This is a genomic window from Neoactinobaculum massilliense, assembly GCF_900604955.1.
Classification (GTDB): domain Bacteria; phylum Actinomycetota; class Actinomycetes; order Actinomycetales; family Actinomycetaceae; genus Neoactinobaculum; species Neoactinobaculum massilliense.
In genome coordinates this window covers 333,501-345,706 of the sequence record NZ_UWPE01000001.1, presented here as the reverse complement: position 1 = coordinate 345,706, position 12,206 = coordinate 333,501, and the positions used below count along the sequence as shown (strand labels likewise).

The 12,206-nt window shown below is 64.4% G+C and carries 10 protein-coding genes; 7 read left to right on the top strand and 3 right to left on the bottom strand.

Annotated elements, in window-relative coordinates:
* Positions 1–8 precede the first annotated feature (8 nt).
* Both pta and EIH27_RS01520 read left to right on the top strand, forming a co-directional pair.
* On the top strand, positions 9–1,631 hold the full coding sequence (gene pta / locus EIH27_RS01525; RefSeq protein ID WP_241152929.1) for a phosphate acetyltransferase: 1,623 nt from the start codon (positions 9–11) through the stop codon (positions 1,629–1,631).
* Between the two features lie 86 nt (positions 1,632–1,717).
* Positions 1,718–2,896 carry an acetate/propionate family kinase gene (locus EIH27_RS01520; protein WP_124039233.1) on the top strand — a complete coding sequence of 393 codons (1,179 nt, stop codon included), beginning with the start codon at positions 1,718–1,720 and terminating at the stop codon, positions 2,894–2,896.
* 102 nt (positions 2,897–2,998) lie between these two features.
* On the opposite strand, the gene EIH27_RS01515 is transcribed toward EIH27_RS01520, so the two are convergent.
* Both EIH27_RS01515 and EIH27_RS01510 read right to left on the bottom strand, forming a co-directional pair.
* The gene (locus EIH27_RS01515; RefSeq protein WP_124039232.1) at positions 2,999–3,997 is read right to left on the bottom strand and encodes an electron transfer flavoprotein subunit alpha/FixB family protein; all 999 of its coding nucleotides are present in this window, start codon (positions 3,995–3,997) and stop codon (positions 2,999–3,001) included.
* On the bottom strand, positions 3,994–4,755 hold the full coding sequence (locus EIH27_RS01510) for an electron transfer flavoprotein subunit beta/FixA family protein (RefSeq protein ID WP_124039231.1): 762 nt from the start codon (positions 4,753–4,755) through the stop codon (positions 3,994–3,996). Before EIH27_RS01510 ends, EIH27_RS01515 begins: the two co-directional genes overlap by 4 nt.
* Before the next feature lie 151 nt (positions 4,756–4,906).
* Here EIH27_RS01510 and EIH27_RS01505 point away from each other — a divergent pair, with 151 nt between their 5' ends.
* The 3 genes from EIH27_RS01505 to EIH27_RS01495 all read left to right on the top strand — a co-directional run bounded on the left by EIH27_RS01505 (position 4,907) and on the right by EIH27_RS01495 (position 8,610).
* The gene (locus tag EIH27_RS01505) at positions 4,907–7,195 is read left to right on the top strand and encodes an NAD(+) synthase (protein ID WP_124039230.1); all 2,289 of its coding nucleotides are present in this window, start codon (positions 4,907–4,909) and stop codon (positions 7,193–7,195) included.
* A 13-nt stretch (positions 7,196–7,208) separates the two neighbouring features.
* Positions 7,209–7,637: a GNAT family N-acetyltransferase gene (locus tag EIH27_RS01500; protein WP_124039229.1), complete on the top strand. Its 429-nt coding sequence runs from the start codon at positions 7,209–7,211 to the stop codon at positions 7,635–7,637.
* 73 nt (positions 7,638–7,710) lie between these two features.
* Positions 7,711–8,610: a polysaccharide deacetylase family protein gene (locus EIH27_RS01495; protein WP_124039228.1), complete on the top strand. Its 900-nt coding sequence runs from the start codon at positions 7,711–7,713 to the stop codon at positions 8,608–8,610.
* A gap of 43 nt (positions 8,611–8,653) precedes the next feature.
* On the opposite strand, the gene EIH27_RS01490 is transcribed toward EIH27_RS01495, so the two are convergent.
* Positions 8,654–9,775: a GuaB3 family IMP dehydrogenase-related protein gene (locus EIH27_RS01490; protein WP_124039227.1), complete on the bottom strand. Its 1,122-nt coding sequence runs from the start codon at positions 9,773–9,775 to the stop codon at positions 8,654–8,656.
* 221 nt (positions 9,776–9,996) lie between these two features.
* On the opposite strand from EIH27_RS01490, the gene EIH27_RS01485 reads away from it, so the two are divergent.
* Positions 9,997–11,289 (top strand): hypothetical protein, encoded by a 1,293-nt coding sequence (locus EIH27_RS01485; protein WP_206424850.1) that lies wholly within the window; start codon positions 9,997–9,999, stop codon positions 11,287–11,289.
* A gap of 163 nt (positions 11,290–11,452) precedes the next feature.
* On the top strand, positions 11,453–12,136 hold the full coding sequence (locus EIH27_RS01480; RefSeq protein ID WP_124039226.1) for an exonuclease domain-containing protein: 684 nt from the start codon (positions 11,453–11,455) through the stop codon (positions 12,134–12,136).
* Positions 12,137–12,206: the final 70 nt, after the last annotated feature.

Below are 12,206 nucleotides of genomic sequence, written 5' to 3'. Positions count from 1 at the left end.
TTCGTAAAGTGCCAAAGAGCATCTACTTCACCGCCGTTGAAGGCAACGCGGGAACGCAAGCGGTGGCTTCCGCTTACCTGAGCGTGCTGCAATCTACCTACCAGAAGGTGGGTGTGTTCCGTGCGTTCACCAATGGTCCGGTGGCAAACGATACGGCTTTCACCACTCTGCTGGAGCAGGCGGGCCGCAGCGAGGATCTCGAAAACGCCTGGGGTGTCACCCGCACCTCCTACATTGACGACGAGACCGCGGCCATGAACCAGCTCATCACCCGCTACGTGAAGTACGCCGAGTCCTTTGATGCCGTACTAATCCTGGGCGTGCTGGACAACGATCCCGAGATCCCCGGGGTGCTGGCCCGCACCGGCCGTGCCGCAGCCAACCTGGGTACCTCCGTGGCAGCCGTCGTATCCGGTGCGCTCCGTACGCCGACTCAGGTGCGCCTCCGCACGCAGGCGGCTATTCGCGAAATCGAGTCCGCTCACGCCCCGGTCACCGCGCTCATCGTTGCCGACGCCGCCGCCAACCTCAGCCTGGACCTCGGCTCCACCCCCACGGTGCTTGTTCCCGAGGGAACGCAGGCGGCCTTTGACGGCCAGGATGCGCGCACGCTGATTGCCGCCGTGGAGCACGGCTCTACCGTGGTCACGCCGCTCGCGTTCCAGGCCGGTCTCATCGCCCGCGCTCATCAGGATAAGAAGACCATCGTCATGCCCGAGGCCGAGGATGATCGCATCCTGTACGCCACGGCCGAGCTCCTGGCCAGGGATGTGGCCAACATCGTGCTGGTGGGCGACGAGGCGAGTGTCCGCGCCCGCGCGAAGGAACTGAATATCAATATCGACGCCGCCCAGATCGTCGCCCTTGATGATCCGGAACGCGTGCAGCGGTACGCCACGAAGTTCGCCGAACTGCGCGCCAAGAAGGGCGTCACCTACGAGCAGGCCGTGGAGAAGCTCAAGGACCCCTCCTACTTCGGCACCATGATGGTGTACATGGGCGAGGCCGACGGCATGGTGTCCGGCGCAAACCACACCACCGCCAACACGATCGTGCCGTCCTTCCAGACCATCAAGACGAAGCCCGGCACGCGCGCCGTGTCCGGTTCCTTCCTCATGCTGCTTGAGGATCGCGTATGGGTGTTCGCCGATTGCGCCGTCAACACCAACCCCACCCCCGAGGACCTGGCGGATATTGCGCGCTCCTCCGCTGAAACGGCGCGTGCCTTCGGCGTGGATCCCAAGGTGGCCATGCTCTCCTACTCCACCGGTACCTCTGGTAAGGGACCGGATGTCGACGCCGTGGTGGAGGCCACGCGCCTCGCCAAGGAGCAGAACCCCGACCTGGCAATCGAGGGCCCGATTCAGTTCGACGCCGCCGTGTCCCCGGCGGTTGCGGATAAGAAGCTTCCGGGTAGCCCCGTGGCCGGCCGCGCCAACGTATTCATCTTCCCAACCTTGAATGCGGGCAACATCGGCTACAAGGCCGTGCAGCGTTCCTCTGGAGCCGTAGCCATTGGGCCACTTCTCCAGGGCCTCAACAAGCCGGTCAATGACCTCTCCCGCGGCGCGCTCGTGGAGGACATCATCAACACGGTAGCCATCACGGCGATTCAGGCCCAGCAGGCCTAGCCAGGCTCAATAGGCCGAGGCACGGCGCGGTAGCGTCAGTGCCTCGGCCCTTGTATCTCAATTAGTAATCAGAAAGAAGCGACATAGTGACAGTTCTAGTTATCAACTCTGGCTCCTCCTCCATCAAGTACCAGCTGGTGGACCCCGAGAGCGGCGAAGCCCTGGCCGTGGGCCTGGTGGAGCGCATCGGTCAAGGCGAGAACGGGCACCTCAAGCATGAGGTGAACGGCGAGAAGCACGAGTTCACGGGCGCCATCCCCGACCACAAGGTAGGCATGGAGAAGCTCATCGAGTTCTTCGGGCAGTTCGGGCCGAACCTGGAGACCTCGAACGTGGCGGCCGTGGGGCACCGCGTAGTGCAGGGTGGCAAGTATTTTGATGGTCCGGCTCTGGTGACCGACGAAGTGGAAAAGAAGATCGAGGACCTCACCCCGCTCGCACCGCTTCACAACGGACCGGCGCTCACCGGCATCCGTGCCGCCCGGGAACTGTTCCCGGACACTCCGCACGTGGTGGTGTTCGATACCGCGTTCTTCCAGTCCCTCCCCGAGGAGGCAGCGCGCTACGCCCTCAACCGCGAGGTGGCGGACAAGTACAACATTCGCCGCTACGGCGCCCACGGCACCTCCCACAAGTACATCTCCCAGCGCGTCGCCGAGATCATGGGCCGCGATGATCTCAAGCAGATCGTCCTCCATATCGGTAACGGCGCCTCGGCTAGCGCGGTGGATTCCGGGCACGCTATTGACACCTCAATGGGCCTCACCCCGCTTGAGGGCCTCATGATGGGCACACGTACCGGCAACATTGATCCGGCCGCCGTGTTCCACCTGGAGCGCGTGGGTGGCATGAGCGTGGATGAGGTGGACAAGCTGTTCAACAAGCAGTCCGGCCTGCTGGGCCTCACCGGGGAATCCGATCTGCGCGCCGTGCATGAGCTCGTGGAAAACGGTGATGAGAACGCCCGCGTGGCGCTCCGGATGTACACGCGCCGCATCGCCAAGTACATCGCCGCGTACACGGTGATGCTGGGTGGACTGGATGCCATCACGTTCACGGCGGGTGTAGGTGAGCACGACGACGTGGTGCGCGCCGACGTCATTGAATACCTCAAGCCGTTTGGGGTTGCGATTGATGAGGAAAAGAATGCCGCCCACGCAAGCTCCGAGCGCGAAATTTCGACGCCGGATTCTCGCGTCAAGGTGTTCGTGATCCCGACCAATGAGGAAGTGGAGATCGCACGCCAGGCCATGACGCTGGTGTAGCGAAATCTAGTGGTCGGGAAGGCGCGGCCTCCCCGACCAGCCAATAAGGAGGCCGGGCGGAGAGTTTCTCCGCCCGGCCTCCTGTGGATGTGTACCGGTGTCCTACGCCTGCCGCGCACGGATGGCTGCCGTCAGCCGCGGTACCACCTCGCGCAGATCACCCACGATCCCGTAGTCGCACCGGGAGAAGATTGGCGCCTCGGGATCTGAGTTAATGGCTACGATGAGGCGCGCGTCCATAACGCCGTCGAGGTGATATGCCTGCCCGGAAATACCCACGGCCACGTATAGATCAGGCGCAATGACCGCGCCGGAGAGGCCGATATAGCATTCACGCGGCAGCGCCATTCCGCCTGACAGTGCGGTGTCGCCCTCAACCATGGGCCGGGTGGCACCAATCTGGGCGCCGAGGGCATCGGCTAGATCCTGCACCAACGCGAGGTCTGCCGCCGTGCGCACACCGCGACCCACGGCCACGACGCGCCGCGCGTGCGTCAGATCAACGCGCGGCCCATCACTCGGCGCCGCCGCGGTAACGCGAGCTGCATACAACTCGGCCGGCACCGGTTCATCTCGGCTCACCCGAGCGTCGTCGGCCGGACACCCGGCTTCCGCCCCAGCCGCCTTGGCTGGGGCTGCGGGGGCCGCCGCGCCAGTTTCCCACGCGGCGGCCATGGCGCCTGACACCATGCCCACCACGCCGTGCGCGGCTACACGCTGCACAGCGTGTCCACTGAATCGGCCGGACACCAATTCGCCCTGACGCACTTCGCGCACATCCGCGACCAGTGGAAAACGCAGTGCGGCGGCGAGGGCGCCCGCGAAGGCGCGCTCCACGTGGGTATCCGGCAGCAGCACCGTATCGCTCCGGCCCGCACGCACCGTCGCCACCACGACCGGACCGGCTGCCTCCTCCGGCGCGTTTACAGGCAGCACCACGTGGGTGGTGGAGGCGCGCGAGAACCTCGCTAGCCGGCAGCAATAATCCGTCTTTTTCGCTTCTTCACGCTCCACGAGCACCAGTCGCACGGTCTCGTCGGCCGGTAACGCATCAAGAATTGGCGCCGCATTGGCACCGGCGGTCACCACCCACGTGGTCATCGAATACCCTCCTCGGCCAGCGCACGGCTCAGTTCTACTTCAGCAGCGGGGCCGGTCACTATACGGTGGCGGCGCTCCACCTGAGGTCTGCGCTCCCAGCCAATTTCGCGCGGAGCGATTGGGGCCACCTCATACGCGTCGGCCCGCTCCACCACCACGGGTTTCGCGGCCGCGGCGCGCAGGACATCAACGCCCGGCGCGCTGACGGTGGTTACCGCGGACGTCACGGCACACACCACCGGACCGCGTACCTCAATAGTGTTCCTGCCGGTTCCACTGGCCTGGGTGAGCCTCCAGCCACCTGCCATTGCTTCAATTGATGTCACATTCTCAAAGCAGGGCCACCCCAGGAAACCCGCCACGATGGCTGGCATGAGCCGCGCGGACTCATCGATAGACCCCGGGCCGGTTACCACCAGCGTGACCTCGCCCATACGCTCAATAACCTGCGCAATGAGATCAGCCGTGCGCGTGCGATTCCAGGTGAGCACGGCATCATCCGCGATGACACGTGCACTACCCGGTCCCTTCACCAGCGCACCACGTACCGAGGCGGGGCGGCCGGCGTCGTCCCCACCGACGGTGATGGCCACCACATGCGTGCCCGCGCGGTCTCCTACCATCGCGGCATACTGCAGCGCCACGGCGTCATCTTCGCCGATCATCTTGCGTGCCGCGGACCAGTCTGGCGCACCGTCCTCGCGGACCGCGAGCTCACGCGAATCACCCGTGTACTTGTAGAGCACGGCAATGGTCATTGATCTCCTTACCTCTTGGGGAATTCTACCGGGACCACCACCATCTGTGGTCCGCTCGTTCCGCCACGTTCTTCAGACGCCGCCCGCACCGCGCCGGCCCGTCGCCCGCGACTTCACGATTGTGTCGGAGCTGCGTGGCACACTTAGTGCCATGCAAGATTTCTACTCGATCTATGACCAGGGCCTGGTGCGAGTGGCCGCCTGTACGCTCCCCGTGGCGTTGGGGAAGCCGCTGGAGAATGCCCGCCGCATCGTGGATGTGGCGAGGGATGCCGCCGCGCAGGGCGTGGCGTTGACCGCATTCCCAGAACTTTCACTCACCGGTTATTCGCTGGATGATCTCTTCCTTCAGGATGCGCTACTGGAGGAAACGCTGGCCGCGATCGAGTATGTCCGGCACGCCTCCGAGGCCCTGTTCCCCGTCATTGTTGTGGGTGCGCCTATTCGCCGGGTTAACCGGCTTTACAACTGTGCGGTGGTGATTCACCGCGGCAATATTTTGGGCGTGGTACCCAAGTCCTACCTGCCCAATTACCGCGAATTCTATGAGAAGCGTTATTTCGCCTCCGGCATTGGGATCCGCGGGTCCGTGGAGCTTCCCGGGGTGAACGTGGACCGCGTGGGCACGTTCTTTTCCGACGCCGCTGCCGCGCCCTGTGGTGACAACGGCCTGCCGGGTAGTGACACGCCTATCCACGCCGCGGCTGATTGTTCTGAGGATTACAGTGCCCTGCCCGCGCGCACGGCACTGGCGGGTAGCGGCGAGGATCTGGAGTACGGCCTGCCACCGGCCGTTGCGCCGTTCGGCCCGCACCTTATCTTCCGCGCCACGGATATGGATAATTTCATCTTCCACGTGGAGATCTGCGAGGACATGTGGGTACCCGTCACCCCGGCGTCCCGTGCCGCACTGGCCGGCGCCACCGTGCTGGTCAATATTTCAGGCTCCCCCGTCACGGTGGGGCGGGAGGATGACCGCGCTCTACTGATCGCAGCCACGTCAGCCCGCTGCAAGGCCGCATACATTTACGCGGCTAATGGGCAGGGCGAATCCACCACTGACCTCACCTGGGACGGGCAGGGCGTGGTGTATGAATCCGGTACCCGTCTAGCCACCGCGGAGCGATTCCAGGAGGGCACCCGGATCACCGCGGCGGACGTCGACCTGGAGGTACTGCGCCAGGAACGTATGCGGCAAGGTTCTTTTGACGACAATCGTATCCATGAGCAGGTGGGCACGAAGGAGGAAACCCCACAGGTACGTGACCAGTTCAGGGAGGTGTTCTTCCGCCTGGATCCGCCTACGGCTGCCACCGTACCCGCGGTGCGCGAGCTTAGGCGGCCTCTCTCCCGCTTCCCGTTCATGGCCGTATCCGCCTCCGGCCTGGATGAGGATTGCTATGAGACCTTCCATATTCAGGTCAATGCGCTCACGCGGCGCCTCCGCTCCATTGGCAGCCCGCGGCTCATTATCGGCGTTTCGGGCGGGTTGGATTCCACCCAGGCACTGCTCGTGGCGGCCGGTGCGATGGATCGCCTGGGCCGGGATCGAAGCGACATCCTCGCCTACACGCTCCCAGGTTTTGCCACCTCCGCAGCCACGAAGAACAACGCGGGCAGGCTTTGCCGCGCTCTGGGCATCCCCCTGAAGGAGATTGATATTCGCCCGGTAGCCCAGCAAATGCTCGCGGACATGGGCCATCCCTTCGCCCACGGTGAACCGGTATATGACACCACCTTTGAGAATGTGCAGGCGGGCCTGCGCACGGACTACCTGTTCAGGCTGGCCGGATACCACGGCGGGATTGTGCTCGGTACGGGGGATCTCTCGGAGCTCGCGCTCGGCTGGGCCACGTTCGGCGTCGGCGATCACATGAGCCACTACAACGTGAACGCAGGCATTCCGAAAACCCTCATGCAGCATCTGCTCCGTTGGACGGCTGCGGGTGACATCTTCGGCGCGGACGCATCCGCCGTCATTGAGGACATTCTGAGCCAGGAAATTTCTCCGGAGCTGGTCCCCGCGGACGCCAGTGGGCACCTTCAGTCCACGCAGGCGCTCATTGGCCCCTACGAACTCCAGGACTTCACGCTGTTTTACCTGCTTCGGCACGGGCTGCGTCCGTCAAAGATCGCCTTCTATGAGTGGCACGCCTGGCAGGATGCGGCAGCGAATACCTGGCCGCCGCATTTCCCGGCAAATGAACGCCACGAATACACGCTGGGCGAGATCAAAGGCTGGATGGAACTCTTCTTCCGCCGCTTCTTCGCCAACCAGTTCAAGCGTTCCACGCTCCCCAACGGCCCCAAGGTAGTGAGCGGCGGTACGCTCTCCCCGCGTGGGGACTGGCGGATGCCCTCGGACGCCACGCCGGAGGCCTGGCTCGCAAACATCGCAACCATCCCCGCGGAAGCCGTGCGCCCGGGCGCGTCGGAGTAAAGAAAGGATTCACATGATCACCATTCAGCGGGACGCCACCGAAGCATTCACGGTGGAAATCAATGCCCTCATTCGGCAGCTGTCCTCCTCCGCACCCGCTCTCACACGCGAGCAGGTAACGGCGCTGCTTGACCAGCAGGCGCTGTCGCTATTCGTGGCGCGTGATAACGCCGGAAGCCTGCTCGGCATGCTTTCGCTGGTGGTGTTCAATATCCCCACCGGCCGCCGCGCCTGGATTGAGGACGTGGTGGTCACCAATGCCGCCCGTGGCCAAGGAATCGGCCGGCAACTGGTGGAGGCTGCCGTGACGCACGCCCATGAGCTTGGTGCACGCACCGTGGACCTGACGTCGCGTCCCTCCCGAGAGGCCGCAAATAGGCTCTATCAGCGCTCCGGTTTCGTAGCACGCGAAACGAACGTGTATCGCTTCGCGGACCAGTAAGTAAATGGGGACAGCAACCGCATAGCTCTGTAGCCACGTCGATGAGTAGCCTCAGACCAGTAGAGAGGAAGCCATGCACTTCAAGCACGCCGCAGCACTATCCGTCCTACTTCTCCTGGCAGCCTGCACTCCCGCTGCGTCCTTGACTGCCTCGTCGACCAGCACCTCCGCGACGGACACGGCCGGCCCGGGCACGGCCACCGCGTCCGCCCCCAGTACGTCGGACGCTACGATGCCCGGCAAAGGGTCGGCCTCCCCCACCCCAACGCCGGATGCCTCCACCGTGCGCGCCACAGATGCGCCTACAGCCACCGGTGCCGCACCCACGGCCACCGCGAGTGCGGCACCGTCCAAACCAACCGCACCGGTACAGCACGTCAACGTCAACTGCGCCACGGCAAAGTGCGTGGCTCTCACGTTTGACGACGGCCCGGGGCCGTACGAGGATCAGGTACTCACCACACTGCAGCAAAAGGGTGTACCGGCCACATTCTTCCTGGTGGGGTCTGAGATTCAGGGACACGCGGCATCCGTGCGGCGCGCCCAGAAGCTCGGCATGTCCCTGGGAACGCATTCATGGAGCCATGCACAGCTCACCAAACTCAGTGGCAATACCCTCGAGGAGGAGATTGTTCGGCCGGTCGATGTGCTCGCGGCAGTCACGGGGTACACCCCCATGCTCATGCGCCCGCCCTACGGTGCACAAAACGCGGACGTACTAGCCCGCGCGAAGGCGGCCGGCCAAACCGTTATCCAGTGGAACGTGGACACTGAGGATTGGAAAAACCGCTCGGTGAGCATCACCACCCAGCGTGCGCTCGCCGCGCGTCCGGGTTCCATCATCCTCATGCATGAAACGCACCCGTCCACCGTCAAAGCATTGAGCGGCATCATCACGGGCCTCCAGCAGAAGGGCTACACGCTTGTGACCGTCAACCAGTTGATGGGCGACACCCACCACGCTGGCGGGTAAGCAGGTGTTCTCGCAACACAATGTGCGATGACGTGGCACCCCGCTAGTGGGTTTCGTAGGGCCGAATAACCACCTGCGCATGCTGAAACTCCTTGAGGTCCCGGAATCCATTGGCAGCGACGGCATGGCGTAGCGCACCCATCAGGTTTGCCTCGCCCGTCGCCCGCGTGGTGGGGCCAAACAGAATCTCCTGGAGCGAACCGACCGTGCCCACTCGCACGCGGCGGCCGCGCGGCAACTGGGCATGGACCGCCTCGTGACCCCAATGCCACCCGCCTCCCGGCGCCTCCTGCGCGCGGGCGAGCGCCGTGCCGAGCATGACGCCGTCGGCACCCATCGCGAGCGCGGCCACCACGTCACCGGCGGTGGAGACGGAACCGTCCGCAATGACATGCACGTAGCGGCCGCCGGATTCATCGAGATAATCGCGCCGCGCCCCGGCAATATCCGCGATGACGGTGGCCATGGGGGCAGCAATGCCCACGGTGAGCCGCGTTGCCGACGCCGCGCCGCCGCCGTAGCCCGCCAGAATTCCGGCCGCACCCGTCCGCATGAGGTGTAGTGCACTCTGGTAGCTCACGGCGCCACCCACCAGCACGGGAATATCGAGGTCGTAGATAAACCGGCGCAAATCTAGGGGTTCACGGGTGGACGACACATGCTCGGCGGACACGGTGGTGCCGCGAATGACGAATAGGTCCAGGCCGGCCTCGCGCGCCGGTCCAATCAGCTGCGTGGCCCGGCCCGGCGAGGCAGCGCCGGCTGCGATCACACCGGCGCTGCGAAGCTGCTCCACGCGCTCCCCCACGAGTTCTTCCTTCACCGGCTCCGCATACACGCGCTGGAGCAGGGCGTTATCGGCATCCGCGGGCTGGGCGGCGATTTCCTCGTAGATAGGAGTGGGATCCGCGTACCGCGTCCAGAGGCCCTCAAGATTAAGCACTCCGAGGCCACCCGCTTTCCCGAGCGCAATCGCCAGCTGAGGCGATGCCACCGAGTCCATCGGCGCCGAGAGCACCGGAATGTCCAGGTGGTATGCATCCAGCTGCCAGGCGGTGGATACGTCCCGCTGATCCCGCGTCCGGCGCACGGGCACCACGGCGATGTCGTCGAGGGTAAAGGCTCGCCGGGCACGCTTGCCACGGCCAATCTCAATTTCGCTCACGCTACCAGGCTATTCCACCGCTACGCGGGACGACGACGTCTCCGGGTAGTAGGCCACTTACGTTGACGCGTAACGCCGCCACCTATGGCTGGAACCGGCAACTACGTACTACTCGGCCCTTCCTCGGGGCACACACCACCCGGAATAATGCCCGTTTGCTACCCGTTTCCTCAACCGTCATCCGAGTGTGCCGCCTTCGACGGCCAGGAGAGGAGCTCAACGTGACCACTGTACGCACCGCAGCTGAACTGGCGGATGCCCTGAATGCCGGAGCGCAGGACATCGCTATTGACGGCACCATCACGGGTTCGCCATCCATTACCCTTCCCGAAGGCACCACGCTTCACGGTGGCACCCTGGAATTCGGCGGGAAAGGTGTGCGTCTCACGCGCAACAACACGCTGGCGGATCTCACGGTTACCGTGCCTCCCACCGAGGAAGCGATCTATAACGCGACCGATATCGCGGATGCCGGCACCTTTGTTCTCAGCAATGTGACCACCACGGGCCAGGTCTCTATTCAGGCAACGGACCTGCTTATGACGGTACGGGTGGAAGCCGAGAACGTATGGGTCAAGGACGCGGATGTGCGCGGGCGCGCCACGCAACCCCACGGTTTCGGTGTCGACGTGCTTCAGGGTGGCTTCACACTCTGGAACCGGCAGCGGTCAGCGGAGTCATCCTTTACGGCAACCCTACGCAAGATCCGCGTGGGCACGCCGGAAACACCCGTGCGGGGTTCAGGCGTATTCGTGGCCGGCTTCGGGGACCGCGAGGGCAACGCGGCGGGCGGCCTGTTCACAGCGGACCTTATGAGCACCGGTGACGTAGAAACCGATGGCGGAATCCAGCCCGGCACGCCGGATAAGATCTCAGCCGGCGTCTTCGTTGTGTCTGGCGCGAAGGTGGAGCGTGTGGTTAACGAAGGCACCACGCTCACGCACGGTCAGAATGACATGGTGCTGGACAACTGGGGCGAGGTAGATACGTGGGAGGCTCGTGCCGACGTCACATCGACCGGGCCGAGCGGCATCGGTTTTGTCAACTTTGGCACCATTCGACTGCTTGATGTCCAGGCGCCCATCGTCACCACCGGGAAGGGTGCCCGCGGCTTCAACCAGTATGACGGCACGCTGGAAACCGGCCGCTTCACCGACATCCGGACTACCGGCGACGGTTCCATCGGCATTCAGGTGTCCAAACCGGTCGGCACCCTGCAGGTAGCCGGAAGCGTTACCACCACCGGTGGTACGGGCATGTCGCTGGTACGCGGCGTTCAAGTACAGCTGTCCGCCATTGCCCTCTCCATTAAGGACGGCGGACACGTGAACAGCATTACCGTAGGGGGCAAGCTCCGCACCGAAGGCGCGGGTGTACCGGCCCTTGAGGTGACACAGGGCGGTGCGGTGGACCAGCTGACGGTGGGGTCCATCGAAGTGGGCGGCGCGAATACCAAGGCCCTGGCGATTGCCGGGCACGCGGATGTCACCGGGATTCCAGTTCAGAATAACTAGGAGCAGCCGGGTTCAAGGAATCTGGAACGTAGGCGGCAGGGCCAACGCTGTTTGTGGCCCGCCGCCATGCCCGCGTCCGCGCTACCACGCTATCCGAATGTTTGTCGGAGGCGCCCGCTAGGCTTTCCGCGAGGGGCCGGGCGGCCCCACTGAAAGGACAGCCATGTGGATTGACGGTCCCCTATTGGGATTTGATACCGAGACCACCGGTGTGGACGTAAAACGAGACAGGATAGTGACGGCGTCGCTGGTGTATCAGGAGGGTCCTGACACCACCTGCCACTCCTGGCTGGCGGATCCGGGTATCCCCATCCCCGAGGCGGCCTCGCGCATCCACGGCATCACCACGGAGCAGGCGCGCCACGAGGGCCGCCCCGCCGCGGAGGTACTGGAGGAGGTAGCGCAGATGCTCACCACGCACATGAGCCAGGGGCTACCGGCCGTCGCGTTCAACGCCTCCTATGACTTCACGCTGCTGGAGCAGGAGCTCAAACGCCACGGCCTGGCTACGCTACGCGAGCGGCTGGGCGGCACCGTGTTCCCCATCCTTGATCCGTACCTGCTGGATCGCTACGTGGATCGGTATCGGCGCGGTAAGCGGCGTCTCGAAAACCTTGTAGACCACTACGGCGTGGGCCAGAATGATGGTTTTCACGACGCCGAAACGGACGTCCTCGCCACCCTGCGCGTGCTTCGCGCCCAGGCGCAGCGGTTCCCCAGGATGGCATCCATGAGTCTAGAAGAACTGGATGGTGCGCAGCGGGAGGCGAACAGCGAATTCCAGGCGTTTATTCACCGTCGCCGCCCGGGCGCCTACTCCACGGCCTGGCCTATCACGGTGGACTAGACCAGGCCGCTTCATCGGGGGTGCCTACCCCTGGCGGTACCCCCGACAGCGGTGCCGCCAGGGAAGCTCT